The sequence below is a fragment of the uncultured Methylovirgula sp. genome, from assembly GCF_947646745.1.
GTDB lineage: Bacteria > Pseudomonadota > Alphaproteobacteria > Rhizobiales > Beijerinckiaceae > Methylovirgula.
Genome location: NZ_CANSHK010000031.1, coordinates 16,887 through 41,790, shown reverse-complemented (window position 1 = coordinate 41,790; position 24,904 = coordinate 16,887). Strand labels below are relative to the sequence as shown.

At 63.5% G+C, this 24,904-nt stretch carries 30 protein-coding genes; 15 read left to right on the top strand and 15 right to left on the bottom strand.

Annotated features, from left to right (window positions below; translation table 11 throughout):
• From Q0025_RS10485 to Q0025_RS10455, 7 genes are all read left to right on the top strand, one after another.
• The coding region (locus Q0025_RS10485) for an ABC transporter substrate-binding protein (protein ID WP_366939447.1) at nt 1-1,230 on the top strand (1,230 nt) is incomplete at its 5' end.
• Between the two features lie 15 nt (nt 1,231-1,245).
• Nucleotides 1,246-2,229 carry a PQQ-dependent catabolism-associated beta-propeller protein gene (locus tag Q0025_RS10480; protein WP_297298746.1) on the top strand — a complete coding sequence of 328 codons (984 nt, stop codon included), beginning with the start codon at nt 1,246-1,248 and terminating at the stop codon, nt 2,227-2,229.
• 32 nt (nt 2,230-2,261) lie between these two features.
• The gene (locus Q0025_RS10475; protein ID WP_297298744.1) at nt 2,262-2,642 is read left to right on the top strand and encodes a hypothetical protein; all 381 of its coding nucleotides are present in this window, start codon (nt 2,262-2,264) and stop codon (nt 2,640-2,642) included.
• A 98-nt stretch (nt 2,643-2,740) separates the two neighbouring features.
• Nucleotides 2,741-3,889 (top strand): WD40 repeat domain-containing protein, encoded by a 1,149-nt coding sequence (locus Q0025_RS10470; RefSeq protein WP_297298741.1) that lies wholly within the window; start codon nt 2,741-2,743, stop codon nt 3,887-3,889.
• 69 nt (nt 3,890-3,958) lie between these two features.
• Complete coding sequence (gene folP, locus Q0025_RS10465; RefSeq protein ID WP_297298739.1) at nt 3,959-4,789, top strand: dihydropteroate synthase; 831 nt, start codon at nt 3,959-3,961, stop codon at nt 4,787-4,789.
• Nucleotides 4,786-5,283, top strand: coding sequence for a 2-amino-4-hydroxy-6-hydroxymethyldihydropteridine diphosphokinase (gene folK, locus Q0025_RS10460; protein WP_297298737.1), 498 nt, complete (start codon nt 4,786-4,788; stop codon nt 5,281-5,283). Before folP ends, folK begins: the two co-directional genes overlap by 4 nt.
• Nucleotides 5,267-5,932: a dienelactone hydrolase family protein gene (locus tag Q0025_RS10455; protein ID WP_297298735.1), complete on the top strand. Its 666-nt coding sequence runs from the start codon at nt 5,267-5,269 to the stop codon at nt 5,930-5,932. The genes folK and Q0025_RS10455 overlap by 17 nt, the downstream gene beginning before the upstream one ends.
• A gap of 2 nt (nt 5,933-5,934) precedes the next feature.
• Here the strand turns inward: Q0025_RS10455 and Q0025_RS10450 are convergent, their stop codons facing one another.
• The 3 genes from Q0025_RS10450 to Q0025_RS10440 all read right to left on the bottom strand — a co-directional run bounded on the left by Q0025_RS10450 (nt 5,935) and on the right by Q0025_RS10440 (nt 8,421).
• Nucleotides 5,935-6,537 carry a nicotinate-nucleotide adenylyltransferase gene (locus tag Q0025_RS10450; protein WP_297298733.1) on the bottom strand — a complete coding sequence of 201 codons (603 nt, stop codon included), beginning with the start codon at nt 6,535-6,537 and terminating at the stop codon, nt 5,935-5,937.
• Between the two features lie 10 nt (nt 6,538-6,547).
• Nucleotides 6,548-7,840, bottom strand: coding sequence for a glutamate-5-semialdehyde dehydrogenase (locus Q0025_RS10445; RefSeq protein ID WP_297298731.1), 1,293 nt, complete (start codon nt 7,838-7,840; stop codon nt 6,548-6,550).
• Between the two features lie 140 nt (nt 7,841-7,980).
• Nucleotides 7,981-8,421, bottom strand: a complete 441-nt coding sequence (locus Q0025_RS10440; protein ID WP_297298729.1) for a MarR family transcriptional regulator — start codon at nt 8,419-8,421, stop codon at nt 7,981-7,983.
• 141 nt (nt 8,422-8,562) lie between these two features.
• Here Q0025_RS10440 and Q0025_RS10435 point away from each other — a divergent pair, with 141 nt between their 5' ends.
• Nucleotides 8,563-9,792 carry a M48 family metallopeptidase gene (locus Q0025_RS10435; RefSeq protein ID WP_297298728.1) on the top strand — a complete coding sequence of 410 codons (1,230 nt, stop codon included), beginning with the start codon at nt 8,563-8,565 and terminating at the stop codon, nt 9,790-9,792.
• A 92-nt stretch (nt 9,793-9,884) separates the two neighbouring features.
• On the opposite strand, the gene Q0025_RS10430 is transcribed toward Q0025_RS10435, so the two are convergent.
• From Q0025_RS10430 to phaZ, 5 genes are all read right to left on the bottom strand, one after another.
• The gene (locus Q0025_RS10430) at nt 9,885-10,382 is read right to left on the bottom strand and encodes a hypothetical protein (RefSeq protein ID WP_297298726.1); all 498 of its coding nucleotides are present in this window, start codon (nt 10,380-10,382) and stop codon (nt 9,885-9,887) included.
• 27 nt (nt 10,383-10,409) lie between these two features.
• Nucleotides 10,410-10,631, bottom strand: coding sequence for a hypothetical protein (locus Q0025_RS10425; RefSeq protein WP_297298723.1), 222 nt, complete (start codon nt 10,629-10,631; stop codon nt 10,410-10,412).
• Nucleotides 10,632-10,709: 78 nt separating this feature from the next.
• Nucleotides 10,710-11,450, bottom strand: coding sequence for an aquaporin Z (aqpZ, locus tag Q0025_RS10420; protein WP_297298721.1), 741 nt, complete (start codon nt 11,448-11,450; stop codon nt 10,710-10,712).
• A gap of 373 nt (nt 11,451-11,823) precedes the next feature.
• On the bottom strand, nt 11,824-12,288 hold the full coding sequence (locus Q0025_RS10415; protein WP_297298719.1) for a cupin domain-containing protein: 465 nt from the start codon (nt 12,286-12,288) through the stop codon (nt 11,824-11,826).
• 42 nt (nt 12,289-12,330) lie between these two features.
• Nucleotides 12,331-13,545: a polyhydroxyalkanoate depolymerase gene (gene phaZ, locus Q0025_RS10410; protein WP_297298751.1), complete on the bottom strand. Its 1,215-nt coding sequence runs from the start codon at nt 13,543-13,545 to the stop codon at nt 12,331-12,333.
• An 84-nt stretch (nt 13,546-13,629) separates the two neighbouring features.
• Here phaZ and Q0025_RS10405 point away from each other — a divergent pair, with 84 nt between their 5' ends.
• From Q0025_RS10405 to Q0025_RS10390, 4 genes are all read left to right on the top strand, one after another.
• Nucleotides 13,630-14,283 (top strand): glutathione S-transferase family protein, encoded by a 654-nt coding sequence (locus tag Q0025_RS10405; RefSeq protein WP_297298717.1) that lies wholly within the window; start codon nt 13,630-13,632, stop codon nt 14,281-14,283.
• A gap of 380 nt (nt 14,284-14,663) precedes the next feature.
• Entirely contained in the window at nt 14,664-15,899 is a 1,236-nt protein-coding gene (locus Q0025_RS10400) for a tlde1 domain-containing protein (protein WP_297298715.1), read from the top strand.
• A gap of 239 nt (nt 15,900-16,138) precedes the next feature.
• Nucleotides 16,139-17,449 carry an MFS transporter gene (locus Q0025_RS10395; protein WP_297298713.1) on the top strand — a complete coding sequence of 437 codons (1,311 nt, stop codon included), beginning with the start codon at nt 16,139-16,141 and terminating at the stop codon, nt 17,447-17,449.
• A gap of 118 nt (nt 17,450-17,567) precedes the next feature.
• On the top strand, nt 17,568-17,873 hold the full coding sequence (locus tag Q0025_RS10390) for a high potential iron sulfur protein (protein ID WP_297298711.1): 306 nt from the start codon (nt 17,568-17,570) through the stop codon (nt 17,871-17,873).
• A 5-nt stretch (nt 17,874-17,878) separates the two neighbouring features.
• Here Q0025_RS10390 and Q0025_RS10385 read toward each other — a convergent pair whose 3' ends face one another.
• Nucleotides 17,879-18,343 (bottom strand): hypothetical protein, encoded by a 465-nt coding sequence (locus Q0025_RS10385; protein WP_297298708.1) that lies wholly within the window; start codon nt 18,341-18,343, stop codon nt 17,879-17,881.
• A 63-nt stretch (nt 18,344-18,406) separates the two neighbouring features.
• On the opposite strand from Q0025_RS10385, the gene Q0025_RS10380 reads away from it, so the two are divergent.
• On the top strand, nt 18,407-18,991 hold the full coding sequence (locus Q0025_RS10380) for a GNAT family N-acetyltransferase (protein WP_297298706.1): 585 nt from the start codon (nt 18,407-18,409) through the stop codon (nt 18,989-18,991).
• Here the strand turns inward: Q0025_RS10380 and Q0025_RS10375 are convergent.
• Entirely contained in the window at nt 18,928-19,794 is an 867-nt protein-coding gene (locus Q0025_RS10375; RefSeq protein WP_366939445.1) for an LssY C-terminal domain-containing protein, read from the bottom strand. The two genes, Q0025_RS10380 and Q0025_RS10375, sit on opposite strands and share 64 nt — an antisense overlap.
• On the opposite strand from Q0025_RS10375, the gene Q0025_RS10370 reads away from it, so the two are divergent.
• Nucleotides 19,793-20,125 carry a GIY-YIG nuclease family protein gene (locus Q0025_RS10370; protein WP_297298704.1) on the top strand — a complete coding sequence of 111 codons (333 nt, stop codon included), beginning with the start codon at nt 19,793-19,795 and terminating at the stop codon, nt 20,123-20,125. The two genes, Q0025_RS10375 and Q0025_RS10370, sit on opposite strands and share 2 nt — an antisense overlap.
• A 129-nt stretch (nt 20,126-20,254) precedes the next feature.
• On the top strand, nt 20,255-20,836 hold the full coding sequence (locus tag Q0025_RS10365) for a hypothetical protein (protein WP_297298702.1): 582 nt from the start codon (nt 20,255-20,257) through the stop codon (nt 20,834-20,836).
• Between the two features lie 3 nt (nt 20,837-20,839).
• On the opposite strand, the gene proB is transcribed toward Q0025_RS10365, so the two are convergent.
• The 5 genes from proB to rplU all read right to left on the bottom strand — a co-directional run bounded on the left by proB (nt 20,840) and on the right by rplU (nt 24,638).
• Nucleotides 20,840-21,985 carry a glutamate 5-kinase gene (gene proB / locus Q0025_RS10360; protein ID WP_297298699.1) on the bottom strand — a complete coding sequence of 382 codons (1,146 nt, stop codon included), beginning with the start codon at nt 21,983-21,985 and terminating at the stop codon, nt 20,840-20,842.
• On the bottom strand, nt 21,982-23,010 hold the full coding sequence (obgE, locus tag Q0025_RS10355; protein WP_297298697.1) for a GTPase ObgE: 1,029 nt from the start codon (nt 23,008-23,010) through the stop codon (nt 21,982-21,984). Before obgE ends, proB begins: the two co-directional genes overlap by 4 nt.
• A gap of 62 nt (nt 23,011-23,072) precedes the next feature.
• Nucleotides 23,073-23,723 (bottom strand): GNAT family N-acetyltransferase, encoded by a 651-nt coding sequence (locus Q0025_RS10350; protein WP_297298695.1) that lies wholly within the window; start codon nt 23,721-23,723, stop codon nt 23,073-23,075.
• 172 nt (nt 23,724-23,895) lie between these two features.
• Complete coding sequence (gene rpmA, locus Q0025_RS10345) at nt 23,896-24,171, bottom strand: 50S ribosomal protein L27 (protein ID WP_297298692.1); 276 nt, start codon at nt 24,169-24,171, stop codon at nt 23,896-23,898.
• A gap of 158 nt (nt 24,172-24,329) precedes the next feature.
• On the bottom strand, nt 24,330-24,638 hold the full coding sequence (gene rplU, locus Q0025_RS10340; RefSeq protein WP_297298690.1) for a 50S ribosomal protein L21: 309 nt from the start codon (nt 24,636-24,638) through the stop codon (nt 24,330-24,332).
• Between the last annotated feature and the right edge of the window lie 266 nt (nt 24,639-24,904).

Sequence of the window (24,904 nt, the reverse complement as noted above, 5' to 3'; positions counted from 1 at the left end):
GTTCTGTGGCTTACGGCCGGCATTCTCCCCTTTGCCGCCGCCGGGGCGGCTATTGGGCAGCCAGCACCCGCCGCCGCTCCGTCAGCGCAAGCCGCGCCGGCGCAGCCCGCGCCGCTCAATGTCGATATTCTTTACCTCGGCCGGCAATATGAAGAGCCGCCGCCGCTCTCGCTTCTCGACAAGATCGTCACCGATGAGGGCATCCAGGGCGCCCGGATCGCATTGCAGGAAAATGCGCAGACCGGCCGTTTCGTCAACCAGACCTATCATCTCACCGAGATGATCCTGCCGCTCGACGCGGATTTCAAAGCCAAGGCACGCGCCGCGCTGGCGACTCATAAGCTCATCATCGCCGATCTCGAAAAGGACGACCTTCTCGCACTGGCCGACATGCCCGAGGCCAAGGATGCGATCATTTTCGACATCCGCACCAGCGATGACAGTTTGCGGCAGGAGCAGTGCCGCGCGAACGTCTTCCATTTCCTTCCCGAGACGGCGATGCGCACCGATGCCTTGGCGCAATATCTCGTCTGGAAGCATTGGACCAATTGGCTGCTCGTCTCGGGCAAGCATGCGGCCGATCTCGCCTATGCCGATGACGTGAAGCAGTCTGCGCGAAAATTCGGCGCCAAGGTCGTTGACGAGCGTTTCTATACCTACGCCGCCGGCTCGCGCCGCACCGATACCGGCCATCAACAAGTGCAGCAGCAATTGCCGCTCGTCACCCAGAATGCGCCGCCCTATGACGTGGCTTTCGTCGCCGACGAGAGCCAGGTTTTCGGCGAATACATGCCCTATCGCACCTGGGATCCGCGCCCCGTCGTCGGCACGCAGGGCTTGATCGCCGTCGCTTGGCATCGTTCATTCGAGGAATATGGCGGCACGCAATTGCAGAATCGTTTCGAGCGCGAAGTCGGGCGGATCATGACCGAACGCGATTATTCCGCCTGGCTCGGCATCCGCGCCTTCGGCGAGGCAATCCTGCGCTCGAATACCATTCAGCCGGCGCCTTTGCGCGCCTACCTCTTGTCGGACCATTTCGGCGTCGCCGGCTACAAAGGCGAAACGATGAATTTCCGTAAATGGGATTTGCAATTGCGCCAGCCGATCATTCTGGCGAGCGCGCGCGATCTTGTCTCGGTCTCGCCGCAGGAAGGCTTCCTCAATCCGAATTATCTGACCGACACGCTCGGCTTCGATCAGCCGGAAAGCAAATGCCATTTCAAGTGAGGGCGTAAGCAGGCGATGACGAAACTCCGCAAAATCCTTCTCTTCGGCGTCGCTGTTCTTTTGTTTTCGATTGCCGCAGCGGCTGAGGCCAATGCCTATGTGATCTTCGTCTCGAACGAGAAGGACGACACGGTTTCGGTCGTCGACAGCGCCAGCCTGAAAGTCGTCAAGACCATCGCCGTCGGCCATCGCCCGCGCGGCATCATCATCACGCCGGATCATAAGACGATCGTCGTCTGCCTCGGCGATGATGGCCAGATCGCCATGATCGACGCCAATACGTTCCAGGTGACGCGCAAGTTCGATTCCGGCTCCGATCCGGAACTTCTCAATATCTCACCCGACGGCAAGATTCTCTATGTTGCCAACGAGGACGACAGTCTTGTCACGATCATGGACTTCAAGACCGGCAATACGATCGAGGAAGTGCCGATCGGCGTCGAGCCGGAAGGTATGGCGGTGAGCCCCGATGGTCGCATCGTCGTCGCGACGTCCGAATCGACCAGCATGGCGCATTTCATCGATACCAAGACCTATAAGGTGCTCGCCAATATCCTGGTCGATTCGCGGCCGCGTTATGCCGAGTTTACCGCCGACGGATCCAAGGTCTGGGTGACGTCCGAGGTCGGCGGCACGGTCTCGGTCATCGATGCCAAGACCTACAAAATCCTGAATGTCATCCATTTCGCCATTCCGGGCGTCCGGCCCGAGCTGATCTCGCCGGTCGGCATCACGTTCACGAAGGACGGCAAGCGCGCCTTCATCTCCCTGGGCAAGGCGAACCGCCTCGCCGTCGTCGATACATCGAATTACAACGTCATCGATTACGTGCTGGTCGGCCAGCGCCCATGGCACACGGCCCTGAGTCCGGACGGTTCGACACTCTATTCGGCCAATGGCGAGACCAATGACATCACGGTCGTCGACGTCGCCTCGCTGCGGCCGACGAAATCGGTGCCCGTCGGCCGCTTGCCCTGGGGCTTGGCGATCCGGCCCTAGCGTGAACAATAAAACGAAGATTGGGAGGAAACATGCCGCGGCAGACATCGAAATTGTGGGCAAAGCCCTATCTGGCGGCCCTCAGCCTTGCCTGCATCGGCAGCCTCTGCATCGCGTCCGCCGATGCGGCGCCGAAGACGAAATTCTGGAACATCACCGGCGACACCATCGTCAAATTCGAGCTGGCCCCGGCGGGCACCGGCAAATGGGGTCCCGACCAGTGCAAGAACGATCGCGACGATTCGGTTGATGACGACGAGCGTCTGGCGATCGTGGGCGTGCCGACCGGGACCTACGATGCGCGCATGACCTACAAGGACGGCAGCGTCTGCCAGGCGAAGTCCGTCAAGGTCGATGAAGGCAAGATTTTCTCGATCGAGAAGAAAGATCTGACGAATTGCACCAAGCCCTAATCGGTGTGGAGGGCGGGGTGACCAAGCGGTCCCACATAAAAAGGACCAAGCCAATGGCCTGTATAAAATCTGTCGGCGGCCAACGGGGGCCGTTCAAAATGCCCGGAGTTTTAGGTCTGATCCTGTCGCTCTGCGCCTGCGCGTTGGCTTGGAGCGTTGCATTGCCGATCGAGTCAAGCTGGGCCGATCCGCCGCCGTCGCCGCGGCTGCGCTTCATCCAGCTCGTCGGCCATACCGCCGATCTCACCGATGCCGAATACAGTCCCGACGGCAAAAAGATCGTCACGGCGTCGAGCGACAAGACGGCGCGGATTTGGAATGCCGACAGCGGTGTGCTGCTGCAAACACTGAGCGGCCATACCGCGGGCGTGCGGACGGCGCGCTTCAGTCCCGACGGCGCGCATGTGCTGACCGCAGCGCAAGATGCGACGGCAAAGCTCTGGGATGTCGCGACCGGCAAGCTGCTCTTGACGTTCAAGGGCCATACCGATCCGCTCGAGGACGCGGAATTCAGCCGCGACGGTAAATTGGTCGTCACCGCTTCGCGCGACAACACAGCGAAGGTCTGGGACGCCTCGACCGGCGCGCTCGTCGCGACGCTCACCGGCCATACCGGCGCCGTCATGCACGCGATCTTCAGTCCGGACGGCATGCGCGTGGTCACCGGCTCCGCCGATCACACGGCCCGCGTCTGGGACGCCAACAGCGGCACGCCGCTTTATACGCTGACGGGCCACAATGGCATTGTCACGGGTGTCACCTACAGTCCCGACGGAAAGCTGATTGCGACCTCCTCGAGCGACAAGACGGCGCGCATCTGGAACGCGCGCACCGGCGCGCTCATCGAGGCGCTTCTCGGCCATACGCGGGCGGTGGAATTCGCCATCTTCAGCCACGACGGCACGAAAATCTTGACTGGTTCGACCGACAAGTCCGGCGTCTTGTGGGACGCCAAGACGGGCGCCAAGCTCGCCACGCTCCTCGGCCATCATCGGGCGATCGTGTCGGCAAGCTTCAGCCCGGACGACAAGAAGATCGCGACCGCCTCCTATGATTCGACGGCCCGGATCTGGGATACGGCGACCGGCGCCTCGCTGCTGGTTCTCGCCGGCCAGGGCGGCGAAGTGGTGCGGGCGAAATTCAGCCCGGACGGGCAGCATGTGCTGACCGCCTCTTTCGACACGACGGCGCGCGTCTGGGACTTGGGCGGGGCAGCGGGCCCATCGGCGGCGGCGCCGTCGAAATAGGCCCCGCGCGGGGCGAGGGCAAGGTGCCGGAGGCTCGACGCCGGCGCCGGGCTCGCTTATTGAAGCGCGATGCAACAGAAACGCGACCAATTCCTCGCCTTGCTCGCCGAGAGATCGGCGATCATGGGCATTCTGAATGTCACCCCGGATTCCTTTTCTGACGGCGGGAAGTTCCAGTCGCACGATGCCGCCTTGGCGCAAACGCGCAAGCTCACCGAAGAGGGCGCCGACATCCTCGACGTGGGCGCCGAATCGACGCGGCCCGGCCATGTGCCGGTGCCGGAGGCTGAGGAACTCGCGCGGCTCAAGCCGCTGCTTGCCGACATCGTCCGGGCGACGCCCTTGCCGGTCTCGATCGATACCTCGAAGGCAGCGGTGGCGCGCGCCGCTATCGCCGACGGCGTCGCCGTGGTCAACGACGTCTGGGGCTTGCAGCGCGACCCGGCCATGCCCGATGTCGTCGCCGAAGGCGGCGCGGCTGCCGTCATCATGCACAATCGCGACAGCGTCGATCCGGCCCTCGATATTCTGAGCGACATGCGCCGTTTCTTCGACCGCTCGCTTGCGCTCGCTGAAAAAGCCGGCATTCCGCGCCGCCATCTTATCCTCGATCCTGGCATCGGCTTCGGCAAAACCAAGGACCAGAATTTGATCGCGTTGCGCGGCCTCGATCATTTCAGGGATTACGCATTGCCGCTGCTCGTCGGCGTTTCGCGCAAGAGCTTGTTCGCGCCGATCCTCGGCGCCGGGGTCGATGAGCGCATGATCGGTACGATCGCGACCAACATCATTGCCGCGACGCGCGGCGCCTCGGTCTTCCGTGTGCATGATGTCGCCGAACATGTCGCGGCATTCAAAGTGTTCGATGCGATCGAACGCCGTCCGGCATGCGTAGCATGACCGAGATCGGTCTCGGCCTTGGCAGCAATATCGGCGATGCGCGCGCGCATATCGGCGAGGCCCTGCGCCTGTTGCGCGAAAGCGGCGCGGTCGAGATTACTAAGGTTTCATCGATCTATCGAACAGCTCCGTGGGGTTACAAGGACCAGGCGCCTTTCGCCAATGCCGCTGCCCTGGCGCGCACGGAACTCGACCCGGAACATCTTCTCGCGGCGGTGAAAAAAATCGAGACCGAAATGGGCCGCACGAAAACCGTGCGCTGGGGGCCGCGGCTGATCGATATCGACATTTTGTTCTACGGCACGCAATCGCTTGTGTCGGAGGCGCTCGTTCTGCCGCATAAGGAACTGTTCAACCGCGCTTTCGTTCTCGTCCCATTGGCCGAGATTGCGCCGGGCTTGGTGCTGGGCGGGCGCCCGGTTGCCGAGGCGGCGGCGACGATCGCGCACGACGACATCGAGAAATGGGACGACCGACATGGGCAAGCTGATTAAATTGACCGCCAAGGACGGAGTGACGATCGGCGCCTACGAGGCCGTTCCTGCCGGCGAGACGCGCGGCGGCCTCGTCGTCCTGCAGGAGATTTTCGGCGTCAACCGGCATATCCGCAATGTTGCCGACGATTTCGCCACGCAAGGCTACCATGTGATTGCCCCGGCGCTTTTCGATCGCGCCGAGCCCGATGTCGAACTCGGCTACAGCGGGGAAGACGCGGCCAAGGGCGTCGCCATCCGCGCCAAGGTCAAATTGGAGCAATCGCTCGCCGACATAGCCGCCGCGGTCGAAGCGGCGAAGCCCGCGGGGCGGGTCGGCATCGTCGGCTATTGCTGGGGCGGCACGCTTGCCTTCGCCGCCGCGCAGCACGTCGAGGGCCTGGCGGCGGCGGTCGGCTATTACGGTTCCGGCATTGCGGCTTTGCCGCCGGAGCAATTGCGCTGTCCGGTCATGTTGCATTTCGGCGACCGGGACAAAAGCATTCCGCTCGCCGACGTCGAGAAAATCCGCCGCGCCCATCCCGACATCACGATTCATATCTATCCCGCCGATCACGGCTTCAATTGCACGGACCGTCCCTCCTACGATCCGGCGAGCGCGACGCTCGCGCGGCAGCGGACGCTCGAATTTTTCGCGCAATATATCTGAACCTAGCGCGCTTCGCCGCGCAGTGCCGTCGACGACAATTCCGAGCGCGGGCCGTGCAGGAAGATGAGCGCCGGCGGCCGCACCAGCGGAAAGATCAACCCATCGCTCTCATCGTAGCGATGACGGCCGAGGGCCAGGGCAGCGCTCGTATGCGTTGCCGATAGCGTCGAACCGGGCCGATCGATGATGGCGATCGGCACATTGGCGGCGATGGTGCGCCAGTGTTTCCAGCGCTCGAAGCTCATGAGATTGTCCGCCCCCATGATCCAGACGAAATGCACGCCGCGGCAGCGGGTCTTGAGATAGAGAATCGTCTGATAGGTATAGCGCGCGCCGATCACCGCCTCGAAGCCGGTCACGACGATGCGCGCGTCATGCGCGAATGTCTCGGCCGCCGCCATGCGCAGGTCGAGCGCCGGCAGGTCGCGCGTATCTTTCAAGGGATTGCCGGGACTGACCAGCCACCAGACGCGATCGAGGCCCAGCCGCCGCAAGGCGAGGAGACTGGCGGCGCGGTGACCCTCATGAACCGGATTGAAGCTGCCGCCGAACAGCCCGATCTTGAGGCCGGGGGCGTGCGGCGGCAGGGCGGCAAAGGCTCTCACGGCCTAACGCTCAGGGCCGGATCTGGCCGTTGCCGTGGACGCGATATTTGAAGGTCGTCAATTGATCGAGGCCCACGGGGCCGCGCGCATGCATGCGCCCGGTGGCGATGCCGATCTCGCCGCCAAAGCCGAATTCGCCGCCATCGGCGAATTGGGTCGAGGCATTGTGGATGACGATCGCCGAATCGACTTCGTTGAGGAAACGCTCTGCGGCTTTGCCGTTTTCGGTGATGATGCAATCGGTATGATGCGAGCCGTAATGCGCGATATGCGCCAGCGCCGCGTCGAGCCCGTCAACGACGCGCACCGAAATGATCGCATCGAGATATTCGCGCCGCCAATCCTCGTCCGTGGCGGCGGTCACGCGCGGATCGACGACCTGGGTCGCGGCATCGCCGCGCACCGCACAGCCGGCATCGAGCAGCATCGTGACGAGCGGCGCAAGATGTGTCGTCGCGCCGGCGCGATCGACGAGCAGCGTTTCCGCCGCGCCGCAGACGCTGGTCCGCCGCAGCTTGGAATTGCGCAGGATGGTGAGCGCTTTGGTGAGATCGGCGTCGCGATCGACAAAGATATGCACCAGCCCTTCGAGATGGGCGAACACCGGCACGCGCGCTTCGGCCTCGACACGCGCGACGAGGCTCTTGCCGCCGCGCGGCACGATGACATCGATATTGCCGTCGAGACCGGCGAGCATTTCGCCCACGGCGGCGCGATCCTTAACCGGAACGAGCGTGATCGCCGCCGCCGGCAGACCGGCGGTTTTGAGGCCCGCCTGCAGACATTGGTGGATCAGCGAGACGGAATGGAAGCTCTCCGAACCGCCGCGCAGGATGGCGGCATTGCCGGACTTGAGGCAGAGCGCGCCGGCATCGACCGCGACCGAAGGACGGCTTTCGAAGATGACGCCGATGACGCCGAGCGGCGTTGCGACGCGCTCGATCAGCAAGCCGTTCGGCCGCTCGATGCGCGCGAGCACGCGTCCGACCGGGTCGGGCAAAGCGGCGATCTCTTCGAGACCCTTGGCCATGCCCTCGACGCGCTTTTCGTCGAGCGCAAGCCGCTCAAGGAAGGAATCGGCCGTATTATTCGCATCCGCTTCGGCGATGTCGCGGGCATTGGCGATGAGAATGTCCGCCGCCATGGCGCGAATTTGCTCCGCCGCGGCCCGCAGCGCTTTGTTCTTGGCCTCGGTCGGCGCCAGGGCGAGCCCATGCGCGGCTTCGCGCGCGGCTTGGCCGAGCGACAGCATCAGGGCCCGGATGTCGCCGGGCTCGTTCTTGCGTACGAGTTTGAGGTCCATATCTTTCTTCATCGCGGCCATTGGCACGCCTAATATAAACAATTTGACCGGCGCGCCCAGGGGCGCCGCCAAGATTGGCAAATCGATCTCGATTTGCCAGTGATATTCGCAGCTTATGACGGCAGCGCCTGGGAGGCCGGCTAAATTCGCCGCAGGATGCCCTTCAGCACCGGCCGCAAGCGCGAGAGTTCATCGAGATGGACGGCTGAAAGCTCCGACAGAATGGCGATGGCGGTGTCGCTGAGGCTCAAAAGCACGCGGCGGTTGTCGAGCGCGTCGGGACTGCGCACGATGAGGTCGGCCTCGACCAGTCGGTCGGTAAGCTCGACCGCGCTGTTGTGGCGAATGCGCAGCCGCTCGGCCAAATCGCCGATCGTCACCGCAGTGCCGTGCGGGAAACCCCTGACGGCGAGCAAGGCTTGGTGCTGCTGCGGCGTCAGCCCGGCGTTGCGCGCGGCATTCTCGCTGAACTCCAGAAAACAGCGGATCGAGTAGCGGAAATCCGAAAGCGCTTCGTAATCTTCTTGCGACGGATGCAACGCCGGATGGTTCTTCTCTTCGCGCCTTTTTTCGCTCGTCATCGCGTTCCGCTGCCTCGATATATCGTGGCACGGTATATCGCGGCCGGGTTCCGTTCAATCCGTTTCCCAATCCGCTTCCCTTGGCTCGGATCGGCGCATCGGGGCCTCGCCTCTGCTTCGCAGATGTCCTAAATAGGCGGCATGACCGCCATTGCCGCTCTGATCTTCGCCGCCATCGTCCTGTCGGGACTTTTGAACATCTATCTCGACCGCCGCCAGGCCGCCGCGGTGCTCGCGCATCGCGGCAGCGTGCCGGCTGCCTTCGCATCGACTGTCACTTTGGAAGAGCACCAGCGCGCCGCCGATTATACCGTCGCGCGAACGCGGCTCTCCGCCATCGAGACGATCTACGACACGGGGCTCGCGCTGCTGTGGCTCGGCTTTCTCTTGCGTCCGCTTTTTGATTTCGTCGCCGCCCATGTTCCCGCCGGGCTGACGCGCAGCGTCGCGACAATGGTCCTCGTCGCGGCGCTCTCCTATCTGCTGACATTGCCGTTCGCGATCTACAAAACCTTCAAGCTCGAGGCCAAGTTCGGCTTCAACCGCACGACTGCTGCGACATTCGCGCTCGATCAGGTGAAAGCCGCCGCCTTGCAGCTCGCGCTCGGCGTGCCGCTGCTCTATGGGCTTTTCGCGCTGCTGCGGGCGTTGCCGAATCTCTGGTGGATTTTCGCCTGGATCGGGCTCATGGCGATCATGGTAGCGATGATCGTCATCTATCCGGCCTTCATCGCGCCGCTATTCAACAAATTCACGCCGATGGCGGACGGACCGATGAAGTCAGGCATCGAGGCGCTGCTCAGAAAATGCGGCTTCGAATCGAACGGCCTTTTCATCATGGATGCGTCGAAACGCTCGGCGCATGGCAATGCCTATTTCACCGGGTTCGGCAAAGCCAAACGCATCGTCTTCTTCGACACTTTGCTCGAGAAGCATACGGGCGACGAAATCCTTTCGGTTCTGGCGCATGAGCTCGGCCATTACAAATTCGGCCATGTGATTCAGAAGATCGGCGAGAGCGCGGCGCTGGCGCTCGTCGTCTTTGCCGTGCTGCACTGGGCCTTTGCCGCCGGCACATTGCCGGCGGCCTTCCATCTGCCCAACGATCCGAGCCTCGTGCTGATGATCGTCATGACCGCCATTGGCCCGTTTGCCAGCCTCTTTGCGCCGGTGACGAATTATCTGTCGCGCCGGGCTGAGTTTCAGGCCGATGCTTTTGCCAAATCGATGACCGGTGCGGCGCCGATGATCTCGGCGCTCACCAAGCTGACCCGCGACAATCTCGCGACGCTGACACCGGATTGGCTCTACACTTTGTTCAATTATTCGCATCCGCCGGTGCCGGAGCGCATTGCGCATCTACAGAGTTAGCGTGCCGCGCCTCTGCCTCCGCGGAACGGATCTGCGCGAGCCGACCGATATCGTCCGCCTTTTTTCGCCGGGCCTCGTTTCCGCAGGCCTGTTCAATCCGGCGTGACGACCAGCGCGAGCGACGGCACCGTGCTGCTGCTGATTTCGACGGTAAAGGGTGTCGCGGCAAGATTGAACTTCACGCTCTTGGCGAGGCCGGCACAGCCCCTCGCACTCGTGTGATCGATCGTTTTCAGGACATGTCCGTCCTGGACGACATCAATCCAGGCGCCATGCGAGAGCGTGACGCGATAGGTGCCGGCGCTGGCGGGCGCGGCGAGAGTAACGAAGCCGGCATAGGTATCGGGAAATTTCGGCGGCCGTGACGGATCGTGCGGCAGTTTGGCGGTCTTTTGCGGCGCAAGCGTCAGACTTTCGCCGGTGCCGAGCGTGGCAGCGCCGCCGGACGTCGTGGCGCTCGGCTTGGCAAGCAATTCCTTCTCATGATCCAGCGACCATTTGAAATGGCCACAACCGAGCGGCTCCGCCGCCAGGACGGGCGTCGCTGCGAGCAGCAAGGGCAAGGCCAGAGAACGGTAAAGCGGCAACATCAGTCATTTCCTCGCAGGCAGCGACGCTCAAGCCGGGCCGGCCTCTTTTTTCATCCGGTGATCGAACCAGGCCTGCACGTCTTCCATCGGGACGATCTCTTCGTCCGGCCCTTCGACGGCGGTGATTTCGATCCCGTCCTGCTGCGCCAGATTCCATGCGTCTTCCAGGGCTTCCTCCTCGGTACCCCATTCCTGTGACAGCAATTCGTGCTTGAGCGCTTGGTCGATATATCGAACGTGCCAACCCATTTTACTTCCCCCGATCGGACACAGGGGGAGCCATGGCCGCGATCCCCGGCCATGACGTCCCCCGCACAAGACATATTATTACGCGACGCGGCGCTCTTCGACCACAATCGTGCCGGCGATGCTTTCCGGCTCATAGAGCCAGCGGGCAAGCAGGCCCGCGATGACCGCGCCCGCGAGCGGCGCCAGCCAGAACAGCCAGAGTTGCGAAATATACGCGCCGCCGGCGAAGAGCGCAGGGCCGGTGCTGCGCGCCGGATTGACCGACGTATTGGTCACCGGAATGGTGATGAGGTGAATGAGCGTCAGGCCGAGGCCGATCGGAATGCCGGCAAAACCCGCCGCGGCGCCCTTCGAGGTCGAACCGATGATGATGAAGAGGAAGAAGAAGGTCGCCAGGAATTCCGTCAGCGCCGCGGCGCCGAGGCTATATTTGCCCGGGCTCAGATCGCCATAGCCGTTGGAGGCGAAGCCGCCCGCGACCCAGCCCGGTTGGCCGGACGCGATCACATGCAGAACCGCCGCGGCGACGATCGCGCCGACGACCTGGGCGATGATATAGGGAACCACGAGTTCCGAGACATGACGGCCGGCCGACCAAAGACCCACCGTCACCGCCGGATTGAAATGGCCGCCGGAAATATGGCCGACGGCATAAGCCATGGTCAAAACCGTGAGGCCGAATGCAAAGGCGACACCGACAAAGCCGATGCCGGTATGCGGGAAGGTCGCGGCGAGAACGGCAGCACCGCAGCCGCCGAACACGAGCCAAAACGTACCGAAAAACTCGGCGGCGACGCGCCTGACGAGATCGTTTTGCATAAGCCACCTCATGAGTCGCTGGAAAGACAGTCGCTGGAAGATCGCCTCTTGGCCGGAAGGACTCCGGTGACGGGCGTTTGGGAACGAAGCGCCGAATCTGCGCTCGCCGGCGCGGAGTGTGCGTCGCGCTCCCGGCGAAGTCGAGTCGCGCAGGCTTCAACTTGCGGCCCTGCCTACGCTCGGAGATTGGAAAACATGGCCGCCAGCGCCCCGGGCCTACCGTGAGCGCGCATGCTTGCGGCGCAAAAAGACGCCGCAGAAAAGTGTGGATGGTCGCGTTAACCGCGATTCAAAAAAACCAAAAAATCCGCGCCTGGGCCGGCCGGCGCATCGCTGCCGGCCAACCGCATGTATCGCGTGAAATTCTCGCGGCTCATTCCCAAGGCGTCGGTGCGGGAACCGCGCAAGGCGCTTCGGCCTCGACCGTGCCGAAGTCCGCCGGGCTGACGATTTCCAGATATTCCATGTCCGGCGAATAATCGAAGAGATAATGCGTGATCCCGGGCCGCTGATGCACGACATCGCCGGCGGAAACGAGCGTCACTTTGTCTTCATACATGAACTTCGCCCAGCCTTTGGTCATGATGACGATCTGGAACTCGGCGATGTGCTTGTGCCAGCCGGTGCCCGTGGTCGGCGGCAGATTGGCCTTGACGAGATGCGCGATCACCTTGCCGTTGGTCGCTTTGGCGATGCCGAGGTCGCGATAGAGGAAGAAGTCGCGCAAGCCCTCGCCTTTGAATTCGGTGTCGCCGGGTTTGACATGTGAGAATTGTGTTTCGTGCTCTTTCGGCGGGGTGAAATCTTTTTCCAAAACCGCGGCATGTCCTTCTGTCATGTCCAACCTCCTTCAGTTCGATCGGCGCGCGGAGTGGCCGCTTCAGGCCATCGCGAGCACCAGATTGCGGATCACCGGATAGATTTGCCCGTTCCAACGCCGGCCGCTGAATGTGCCGTAATGGCCGACGCCGACCTGGTAATGATGCCGCTTCAAATGCGGCCGCAGCCCATCACAGAGGCGATGCGCCGCCGCCGTCTGGCCGACGGAGCAGATGTCGTCGCGCTCGCCTTCGACGGTGAGCAGCGCGGTGCGGCGGATAGCGCGCGGATTGACCTTCTGGCCGCGATAAGTGAGTTCGCCCTTCGCCAGCGCCGCGTCCTGAAACACCGTCTTGACGGTCTCGAGATAGAATTCGGCCGGCAGATCGAGCACGGCGAAATATTCGTCGTAGAACGTCATGATCGCTTTGGCTTCCGCCTCGCGGCCGGCGCTCAAATGCTCGTAGAGATCGCGATGCGCCTTGATGTGGCGATCCATGTTCATCGACATGAAGGCGGTGAGCTGGACAAAGCCCGGATAGACGCGGCGCCCGCCGCCGGGCAGATGGCCCGGCACATGCGCGATCAGATTGTCTTCGAACCATTGGATCGGCCTCGCGGTCGCAAGCTCGTTGACCTTCGACGGGTTGACCCGCACATCGATGGGGCCGGCCATCAGCGTCATGCTGCGCGGCTCCGCGGGATGGCGCTGCTCGGCCATCACCGCCACCGCCGCCAGCGTCTGCACGCAAGGCTGACAGACGGCAAGCACATGCGCGCCCGGCCCGATGAGCTCCAGGCAGTCGATAACGTAATCGACATAATCGTCGAAGCCGAACGGTCCTTCTGAAAGCGGCACGTCGCGAGCGTTCTTCCAATCGGTGATATAGACCTCGTGATCGCGCACGAGCGTGCGTACCGTCTCGCGCAGGAGCGTGGCGAAATGGCCGGAGAGCGGCGCCACCACCAGCATTTTCGGCAGCGTTGCAGCGCTCTCTTTGGTGAAGCGGACGAGATCGCAGAAGGGCAGCGAGGCGACGATCTTCTCGTCGACCGGCACCGGCCGGCCATCGACGAGAACGCTTTCGACCCGATAGTCGGGCCGCGCGTGCGAGAGCCGGGTGCGGGCGATCAATTCGAGCGCCGCCGTATAATGCTTGCCGAAGCCGGCCTCGCTGATGCCGGTGAACAGCGGCCCTAAGCTCAAGCCGGCGCGGGCCATCATGCGGAAGGGTTCAGAGGCCTCCGTGTAGGCTTGATAAGCGCGGTACAACATGTGCTTCAAGGCTAGGGTCTTTCATTTTGCGCCGCAACATCGGCGTGTGCTCAAAGATTCACCCGTTCGCGTTCAGGAGCGGTCATGGCGCCTGTCCTCACCATCTCAAGCAAGAACTACTCCTCTTGGTCGTTGCGCGGCTGGCTGCTGTGCCAGCTCGCCGGATTGGAGGTGGAGGAACGGCCTGTCGCGCTCGACGATCCGTCGAACCGGGCGGAATTGCTGCTTCTGGCGCCGTCGGTGCTGGTGCCGCGCCTGTCCGAAGGCGATGTGAGCGTCTGGGATACGCTGGCCATCGCCGAATATCTCGCGGAGCGCCATCCCGAAGCAGGCATGTTGCCCAAAGATCAGGCGGCGCGGGCGCATTGCCGCTCGATCTCCGGCGAGATCCATTCCGGCTTCCACAATCTGCGTTCGGCGCTGCCGATGAATCTGAAGGCGCGGCATCAGAATTTCAAAATCTTCGCCGGTGCGCAGCCGGACATCGATCGTGTCCAGACGATCTGGCGGGAATGCCTGACGCGCTGGGGCGGTCCGTTCCTCTACGGCCCGACGCCGACGATTGCCGATGCGATGTATGCGCCGGTCGCGACGCGCTTCATCACCTACAACGTCCCGCTCGATCCCGCAGCCAAGGCCTATTGCGCGACGATCATGGATTGGCCGCCGATGCAGGCCTGGATCGCGGCGGCCCAGGCCGAACCCGAGGAAATGGCCGAACTCGAAGTCGAGTTTTAAGCCGGCGCACGGGGCCAAAAACGTCAGATTCCTTGTCTAACTGTTGCATCGCTGCCGCGGTGACCGGCTTTCCGCCCTCCCGTGGCCGGCAGACCCGTCTTTCGGCGGCTTCCCCGCTTGTCCGCTTGGCGGTTTTTTGGAAGGCTGGCGTACGGGGGCGCAGATCAATTGAGAGAGCTTATTTGCCCGCCCTCCGGACTTGCTGGCGGCTTTGCCCTGCCAATGCCGTAATCAGACGTATCGTGAAGGGAAGGTCTTTAATCGGCATTTAACTAAAAACGTCCTCAAATAAGGCCTCGGCAACCTGGACACCACCGCGAGGGGGTCACGTCCAGGCAAGCAAGAAGGCGCAGAGTGAAGTTGTACAGGACGCGGGGTGGATGACATACTGGACTTACGCACCGCAGGATTTTGCCTCCTATAATCGACGGGGGCTTTTCCGCAGGGTTATCTCCGAGGCCGCGCCGGGCGCGATTGTCCTTGGCCTTGCGATTCTGGCGGGCGCCTGGATCATCTACGTCCATCCCGATGCGCAGTTCCGCGTGGTCGAACTCCCCGTCGAGGCGCCGACGGTCGAAGCGCCGCAGTTCGTCAAGCCGCAAGTCGCCCAAGCCGTTGAAACGCCTGCTGCGCCCGAACGTGTCGCGGCCAATGTCTACAGCCCCTTTATCGATCCGACGTTTTCGCTGAAGGCGGCGCGCGCCTCGTTCGCGCAGAGCGCGCCCTTAGCGCCGACCTTCGGTCCCGATCCGGAAGCCGTCTCGGCGCCGCAAATCGCGGCGGCCCCGGCGCCGGCGCAAGTCGCCTCCGTGCCGCTGCCGCCGGTAATGCCGCAATCTTTGACCACAACGCATCTGCCGGGCGATGAAGTGGCTTCGGCCGAAGACGAGACGCCGGCGAAGGACAATGTCCTTCCCGATCAGGATCTCGCTGCCAATGCACCGCTGCCGCCGTCCTCGCACACGGTTTCGAGTGTTCCGCTGCCGGCGCCGCGTCCCTCGGGACTGGTCGTGCCCGAAGCCGAAGATCATGCCCGCGTCGCCGTACGCCAAGCGCCGCAACCGAGGCAAACGACCCAAGTCGCCGCCGCCACCCCCGAGCCGCCGCCGGGGCATAATTCCTTCTTCGACAAGCTTTTCGGCGGCATCAACCATCCAAGCGGCCAGGCGCTGGCTTACGCGGAATCGGAAGATGGCGTCGTCGAAGGAACCCGGCCGTCGGCCGCCGTCGTTCCCTACGACCAATTTACCGCCGTCTATAATATCTCGACCCACACGGTCTACCTGCCGAACGGGCGCCGGCTTGAGGCCCATTCCGGACTTGGCGAAGCTTTCGACGATCCGCACTATGTCCGCGAGAAAATGCGCGGCCCGACGCCGCCCGGCATCTACGATCTGCGGCCGCGCGAACAACTCTTCCACGGTGTTGCCGCACTCAGGTTGATCCCCGTCGGCGGCGACCCCTACGGCCGCGTCGGCCTCCTTGCCCATCGATTCATGCTCGGGCCGCGCGGCGATTCCAACGGCTGCATCTCGTTCCGCAATTACCAAGCCTTTCTCGACGCCTATCGCGCCGGCGAGGTCAAGCGGCTGGTGGTCGTCGCCGGGATGAACTGAGCGGCGGCGTGACGGCGCATCTCCGGCGCATGGCCGCTGCAGCCTAACGCATAGCGCCGCATACACGCGGATCGCAGGTTCAAGCGATCCGCATGGCCGGCCGCCTCCGCAAAATGGAAAATCCCAAACCGAACGGCACCGGTGCGTCCGCCGGGCGTCGCCAACGCGCGGCCTGCGGCGAAGAACGGGCAATTGTCAGAAAAACCCGCTAACGATGCGGCGAGAAGCCGGAAACCTTCATGCAGGAGCAAATCTCAGCCTCGAAGCCGAAGGACGCGCTGTCGCTGCGCGATCTCGTCGCGGACGCGCGCATCCGCGCCATGCTCGGCCTCGGCTTCAGCTCCGGCATTCCGTTCCTGCTCGTCTATGTCACGCAATCGGCCTGGCTCTCGGAAGCCAAAGTGCCGCTCGGCATTCTCGGCCTGATGAGCGAGCTGACGCTTGCCTATAAGTTCAAATTCGTCTGGGCGCCGTTTCTCGACCAATATGACGCGCCGCTCTTCAGCCGGCTGCTCGGGCGCCGCCGCGGCTGGATCGTGGTGTCGCAGATCGGCGTTACGCTGGCCTTGGCCGGTGTCGCCTTCGGCAATCCCGCGCATTGGCTCGCCTGGACCGTCGTCTTTTCGCTGGCGCTCGGCTTTGCCGGCGCAACCCAGGATATCGTCATCGACGGCTGGCGCATCACCGTGGCACCGGCCGAGCGCGCCGGCCTCATGTCGTCCTGGTCGGAGATCGGCTGGCGCATCGGCAATCTCGTCTCCGGCGCCGGCGTGCTCTATCTCGCCGATGCCTATGGCTGGCGCGCCGCCTATCTCTGCATGGCGGCCTGCATGGCGCCCGGCATGATCGCCGCACTCGCCGCGCCCGAGCCGCCCTCGGATCTCAAGGCCCATGCCGCGGCGGGCAACATCATCGAGACGATCATCGCGCCGATCAAGGAACTCGTCACCCGTCTCGGCCCGATGGGCATACCGATCCTGCTGCTCGTCGCCGGTTTCCGCATGCCGGGCTATGTGTCGAGCGCGATGGCGATGCCTTTGTTCAAGCATTTGCACTATTCCGATTCCGACATTGCCACGGTGACAAAGATCTTCGGCTTCTGGGTCGCGCTCGGCGGCACCTTTCTCGCCGGTCTCGTCATCACCCGCATCGGCCTCATGGCGACGCTGATCATCGGGACGGTCTTCGCCTCGGCCTCGCATCTGGCGCTGGCCTATCTTGCCGCCCACGGCGGCCACGGGCATGAATTCTGGCTGTTCGCGACAACGGTCAGCATCGACAGTTTCGCCTATGCCTTCGCCTCGATCGTGCTGATCACCTATATGTCGACGCTGACCGCGACGGAGTATGCCGCGAGCCAATATGCGCTGCTCACGTCGCTCTGCGCGCTGCCGGGGAGTTTCCTCGCCGGCACGTCCGGCTTTCTCATCGAACGGCTCGGCTTCACCAATTTCTTCGTCGCGACCGCGCTCATCGGCGCGCCCGTCGCGGTCCTTGCCGTTTATGTCTGGCGCAAGCATCTGCGCGAACGGGTGCAGGCGCCGGCGTAACCGGCGCGATGGCGGAACCGGACGCCTCCTGCCGCGTTAACGCCCGCGCGAGGGGAATTTATAGCTGTTCTAAAAGCATCGTTCCTCGCCGCCGACGGAAACGCGGAGGAGCCAGCCGATGAAAACTTCCAGACCCAGTTCGTGTCGCGTTCAAGCTCAGGCGCTCGAGAGCGAGGCGCTGTCGCGCCGGATGCTGCTCAGCGGCGCGGCCTTTGTCGCCAGTGCCGCCGCTGTCGGGCTGATGCCGATGCGGGCGCGGGCGCAGCAGAAAATCACACAGGCGGCGGCGCAATATCAGAATTCGCCCAAGGGCGACCAGCGCTGCGATGGCTGCGCGCATTTCCAGGCACCAAGCTCCTGCCAGGTCGTCGACGGCACGATCAGCCCGTCCGGCTGGTGCGCGCTTTATGTGAAGAAGAGCTGAGGCTTTCAGCCGCGCCGGACTTCGAGCGTCTCATGCGGCCGCACGATGAACGTACGGCTGCCCTGGAAGACGCGGACCAAAGTGCGCGGCGCGGCGGCGAAGCGGCGCAGATCCCCGGCATAAGGCTCTTCGCGCCAGCCATCGGCGCCGCCGCGATCGACATGCACATCGACGAAACATTCATAGGCGGCGTCGTCGACACGCGCGACCTGCACCAGCATTTTCGCTTTCAGCGGCGCCCAATGGTCGCCGAACGACGCATCCGCCAGCCAATGGCAGGAAAAGCTGCGGCAGGTCTGCGGCCGGCTGTCATAGATCGTGCAGCCGCCGGCGCCCGGCCGGCAATGCATGCACCAGCGGTCGTGCGGCTTATCGAGCGCCGCGATCGGCAGCAGCTTGCAGCAGAGCGAGCAGGCGCCGCAGGCGCGGGGCAGGGCGGGGTCATCCGGCATGGCCACTGAGCTTAACATGGGCCGCGGCCTCGTGCGATTTGCCCAATCGTCCGCCGCAGCCCATGCTTATATTCAAGGCGCATGCCCGCCAAACGGCCCGATTTTTCGACCTTCGCGCTGCCCGTCACGCTCGACGACGGCACGCCCGTCACCCTGCGCGCGGTGCGCCGCGACGACGGCGCAAAAATCCGCCGCGCCTTCCATAGGCTCGGGCCGGAGACGGTCCATGCGCGCTTCTTCGAATATCGCGCCGAGGTCACCGACGCGGAATTGGCGCAGATCACCGGCGTCGATTTCCGCCGCGATGCGGCGCTGCTGGTCACGATCGGCGCGGGCGCGGACGAGATGATCATCGGCGGCGTCAGCTATTTCGCGCTCGACGGCTCCGACCCGCCGCTCTCGGCCGAACTCGCCTTCACCATCGTCGACGGCTATCAGGGGCACGGCATCGGCAATCTTCTGATGAAGCATATCGCCGCGATCGCCCGCGCCAACGGGCTCACTTACCTCGAAGCCGAAATCCTCGCCGACAATATCCCGATGCTGCATGTCTTCCAGCACAGCGGCCTGCCGATGGTGCTGCGGCGGGAGCCGCCGACGCTTCACGTGCGCCTGGAGCTGACACCCGCAAGTTCCGCCACCGCGACATCGCCATCCGTGACGTAATGGTTGACGTTGGCCGGCAGGTGATGGCCGGCCTTGTAGAGCGCCGCCGCGCCGATCATGCCGCAGGCCGTCAAGGCATCGATGATATGGGTCCGCTCCAGATCGGTGTCGGAATCCGTCGCATGCGTGACTTGGAACGTCAGCCGCGTCAGCGAAAATCCGGTGTCGCGCGTTCCGGCGCCGAGCCAGACGACGCGCTCGCTCTCGTCCGGCCTGTCTTTGTTGAGCCAGAAGCGCGGGTTCGTGACGTCGACTTGCGTCTGCGCCAAGCTCTTCGCCCAGAAGCGCACGTGATGGCGCTGGCGCGGACTGTCGCCGATCGCCTGCTGGAAGCCGATGTCCTGGCTGCGGCCGAAGAGATAGAGCGGGCTGAAGGGCGCGGTCGGATAGGGCGTGTTGAACACGAAGGCCCGGACCATGCCCCATGCGCTTTTGGGGCCGAGCGGGTCGGCGCCCGACCAGCCGGCGGCGGCAAAGGCCGCGGTGAGTTGCGCGAGGTCGCCCACGAGCGCGAGATTGACCGGATCGCCCGGCAGGCCGTCGCCGGTCATCGTATAGGCCGGCACATGCTTGCGGTTGAGGATTTTGAGGCCCATGCGCACCGCATAGGGCAGCACGACATAGGCCGCCGCGAGATAGGTCGCGCTGAACGCGAGGATCAGCGGCAGTTTTTGATCCGCGAAGCGGAAGATGACGAAGACGATCAGCCAGACCGTCAAGGCGCCAAGCGCCAAAATCGCCGCGCGCTGCAGAAGGCGGATCAGGTGTCGCATTGCGAAAGCCTCGAACCTGGGCGCCGTCATGGCCGGGCTTGTCCCGGCCATCCACGCGGTTCAACCTGGTGCGATGCGGGGCGGCTGGATTTACATCATGACGAACAGGCCAAACGGCACGCTCTATATCGGCGTGACGAGCGACCTGACACGCCGCACCTTCGAACACCGCGAAGGTTTATATGCAGGTTTCACGAAGCGGTACAGCTTAAAGCGGCTCGTCTTCATGGAGCGCTATGAGGATATTCGCGACGCGATTCAACGCGAGCGCACCATGAAGCATTGGCCGCGCGCTTGGAAAGTGCGGCTTATTCTCGATCTCAATCCAGACTGGCGCGATCTTTATGACGATCTGATTTGATGCCGCGCGGCGTAGATGGCCGGGACAAGCCCGGCCATGACGCGCGGTGGGCTATTTGCATCTGCAAATTTTAGATATGTTATAAATATGAGAATCGAATCTTGGGACCCTGCACGAAAGAAGTACGTATTGTATCGTAGCGAGCTGCAACACGCAGCGGATTGTAAGCGCTATCCGTTTAAAGCGGTTCCACTGCGAATATTTCTCGATACGAGCGTAATAAATACTTTGACAAAATACAGCTCTCAAATTTTCGACGGGGAGCCAATTCCCGTAGAGGTCGACGAGACACTAGCAGTGGATATCGAAGCACTAATGCATGTTTTCTATGTTGGTGGTCGAGCGCCATGGGACATTCTTTGTTCACCAAAAACGTTAGAAGAACTCGCGGCCACCAACGACTCCGAGTTTCGGCGCGACTTGATGGAATACGGGGTGTTGTTAACCCAGAATCTGGTGCCCGAAGATTTGGAATTCGCGACTGATTTTGGACGCAGATTACGAGATTCGCATTTCGTTTCCGCATTACCGGATGTTGGCGATCGAGATCTAATTGCGCACGCAATAGGTCTGACGTGCGACGTCTTTTGTACACGCGATAGGAAGACGATTTTGAAAAAACGAGATCGATTGCCGCCATTGCCCTTGCGCATTCTGTCACCGGCTGAATGGTGGGCGCATGTTAAGCCGTGGGCAGCGCTCTGGGGCTAATTATCAATCCCCCTTCAGCACCATATCATCGCGGTGGATCAGCGCCGCGCGGCCGGGCGTGCCGATCAGGGTCTCGATCTCGGCTGAATTGTGCCCGGCGATCTTGGCTGCTTCGTCGGCATCGTAATTGGCAAGGCCGCGGCCGAGTTCATGGCCGTCGGCGTCGCGGATGATGACGCAATCGCCGCGGGAAAAATCGCCTTCGACTTTCCTGACGCCGGCCGGCAGCAGGCTCTTGCCGGAGACGAGCGCCTTCGCCGCACCGTCATCGACGGTGAGCGCGCCGCGCACTTCGATCGTGCCGGCGATCCATTTCTTGCGCGCCGTCACCGGCGTCGAGCCGGTGAGGAACCAGGTGCAAAGGCCGCCTTGTTCGATGCGCGCGACGGGATGGGCGATGCGCCCGTCGGCGATCAGCATATGGGTGCCGCCGCCGGTGGCGATCTTGCCGGCCTCGATCTTCGTCCGCATGCCGCCGCGCGAGAGAATGGAGGCGGCGCCGCCGGCCATCGCCTCGATCTCCGGCGTGATGCGGGTGACGACCGGGATCAGCCGGGCGCCGGGGTTTTCCGCCGGCGGGGCGTCGTAAAGCCCGGCGACATCGGAGAGCAGGATGAGAAGATCGGCCGAGGCCATGGTGGCGACGCGCGCCGCCAGCCGGTCGTTGTCGCCATAGCGGATTTCGGAGGTCGCGACCGTGTCGTTCTCGTTGATGACCGGCACGGCGCGCAGGTCGAGCAGCCGCTCGATCGTCGCGCGCGCATTGAGATAGCGCCGGCGCACTTCCGTATCGTGATAGGTGACGAGGATCTGGCCGGCCTTGATGCCATGCGCGCCCAGAACCTCCGACCAGATGCGCGCCAGTGCGATCTGGCCGACGGCGGCGGCGGCCTGGCTGTCTTCGAGTTTTAGCGCGCCACCCGGAAGCCCCAGCACGCTGCGCCCGAGCGCGATCGAGCCGGAAGAGACGACGAGCACGTCGGCGCCGATCTTGTGCAGCCCGGCAATGTCGGCGGCGAGCGCCGCGAGCCAGTCGCGCTTCACTTCGCCGGCGCCGGGATCGACGAGCAGCGACGAGCCGACCTTGATCGCGATGCGGCGGAACTGGACGAGCTTGGGGGTCAATTGCGACGTCTCGGCGAGCGTCATGCGTGCCACTCTTGCGCCGGCGCGGGTTCGCCTTGGCGCGTCGATTCGATCTCTTTCAGCAGAGCGCGCAAAACCTCCTGCACGTTCTGGCCGGTGGCGGAGGAGAGCGCGATCGGCTTGCGCTTTGCTGCGCGCTTGAGCCGATCCATCTGCGTCTTCAAGGTCTCGGCATCGACCGTCTCGGCCTTGGAGAGGGCAACGATCTCCGGCTTTTCGGCAAGCCCCGCTTCATAGGCTTCGATCTCGTGGCGCACGATCTTATAGGCTTTGCCGGCGTGTTCGCTGCCGGCATCGACGAGATGCAGCAGCACTTCGCAGCGCTCGACATGGCCGAGGAAGCGATCGCCGAGGCCAGCGCCTTCATGCGCGCCTTCGATGAGGCCGGGAATGTCGGCGAGGACGAATTCGCGCCCGTCGCAGGCGACGACGCCGAGCTGCGGCGCGAGCGTCGTGAAGGGATAATCGGCGATCTTGGGTTTCGCCGCCGAGACGGTGGCGAGAAAGGTCGATTTGCCGGCATTGGGCAGGCCGACGAGCCCGGCATCGGCGATGAGCTTCAGCCGCAGGATCAGCGTACGTTCTTGCGCCGGCTCGCCGGGATTGGCGCGGCGCGGCGCGCGATTGGTCGAAGATTTGAAATGCGTATTGCCGAAGCCGCCATTGCCGCCCTTGAGGATGCGCACGCTCTGGCCGACCTCGGTCAGGTCGGCGATCAATTGGCCGTCGTCGGCATCGTAGATTTCGGTGCCGACCGGCACTTTCAGCACGGCATCGCCGCCCTTGGCGCCCGCCCGGTTCTTGCCCATGCCGTGGCCGCCCGTCTTGGCCTTGAAATGCTGCTGATAGCGATAGTCGAGCAGGGTGTTGAGGCCCGCGACGCAGAGTGCGACGACATCGCCGCCGCGGCCGCCGTCGCCGCCGTCCGGACCGCCGAATTCGATGAATTTCTCGCGCCGGAACGAGACGGAGCCGGCGCCGCCGGCGCCGGACCTGACATAAATCTTGGCTTCGTCGAGAAATTTCATGGGGAGCTTGACCAACGGGACTTACCAGCGGGACTTGGCTTTCAGCCAAATCCCGCCGCTGGTCAATATTCGTGCACGGCTGCTTTGGGATCGGCGAGGCGCTCGCCGTCGCGCTGGTGCACCATGGCGGGCAAGGCGCGCAGGCCGCATGCGGCGCGCCAGGCCGCCCGCTCGAGCCGGAACCGGTCGCAGGGATGCAGCCCGCCGCGCGCCGGCAGCGGATCGAGGCCGGTATTGAGATAGGCGAAGCCGAGCTTCTCCAGCACCGCGCGCGAGGCCGGGTTGTTGACGCGGGTGTTGGCGACGATTCGCGTTGCCGGGGTCAGCGCGAAGATTGTGTCGATGACGATCCGCCCTGCCTCGGTGGCATAGCCCTGGTCCCACATTTCCGGCGCGACGGCATAGCCGAGTTCGACCTCCTGCGGCCCGTCAGCAATGGCCGAGATGAGGCCGAAGACGGCGCGCGGGCTATTCTTGCGGGTGAGAGCGAGATGCAGCGCCCGGCCGGCGGCATTATCCGCCCGCGCCTGGAAGATGAAGCGGTCGGCTTCCTGCGCCGGATAGGGATGCGGGATCGCCGCCGTCATCTGCGCCACTTCCGGCAGCGATGCAAAGGCGGTGATCGCCGCCGCATCGGCGGTGCGCGGCCAGCGCAGCCACAGGCGCCGGGTTTCGAGGCGGAAAACATCGTCGCGAGTCAGGTCCGGGAACATTTTGATCTCCGGGGACCCTGCCGGGTCCAAAAATAAAGGGGAAAGTGGTCTCCCACCTCCCCCTATTCAAAAACCCTGCCGGGTTTTTCGGGACCTGACGTTAGCCTGACGGGGCTGCGGACGTGTCCACCGGGTTCGCTGGGAGCCGGTGGAGTCCTTGCGAAAACCACCGTTATTCTTGGGCTTCGGCGCCTTGGGCCGGAATGACCGACACGCTGGCCCGACAGGTCGCGCTCGATTTAAATTCTACCGTGCCGTCGGTGAGCGCGAACAAGGTATGGTCCTTGCCCATGCCGACATTGGCGCCCGCGTGCCACTTGGTGCCGCGCTGGCGCACGATAATGTTGCCGCCGACGACCGATTCGCCGCCGAACTTCTTGACGCCGAGACGTCGGCCTTCCGAGTCGCGACCATTGCGGGACGAGCCGCCTGCCTTTTTATGCGCCATTCTTCTGGCTCCGATATTCCAGCCTTGGACCGCCTGCCGGCCGCATCCGAAGACCTTTGGATTCTAAAACCTTTCCGCCCGCGGCGGAACCGCTACTTTTGGCTAAGTCCGACATAATCTCTGGCCGAAAGGTCTGCAACCTTTCGCGATTATGCGGCTCAGGCGACGCTGGTGATCTTCACCCGCGTCAGATCCTGACGATGGCCACGCTTGCGCTTCGAGTTCTGCCGGCGGCGCTTCTTGAAGGCCAGAACCTTCGGGCCGCGTTCATGCGCGACGATCGTGCCGGTCACTTTCGCGCCCTCGACAAAGGGCGCGCCGAACTTGGTCGTCTCGCCATCAACGAGCAGCAGAACATTGTCGAAGGTCACCGCATCGCCCGGCGCGCCGGCGAGGGTCATGACCACGATTTCATCGTCGGCAGCGACGCTATATTGCTTGCCGCCGGTCTTGATCACTGCGAACATCTTTTGCCTCGTGTTCGACCCGGCTCGGAGCGATCCCCGGCCGGCTTTTTGGCAGTTTATGGGGCTTGGTTCACGGAAATCCGGGCTGGTCGCCCGATTCCAATGAAAAAACGCGGCATTAGCCGCGCGTCGGGGGCAGGATTAGCGGCGGCGGCCCAATCTGTCAACCGCCATTGCCCAGCTCGCCGCCAAGATCGCCCCCAGATCGCCCCCAAGCTTGTCCGCCAAGGCGATTGCCAAGCGCCAGCGCCGCATTTGAGCCATTT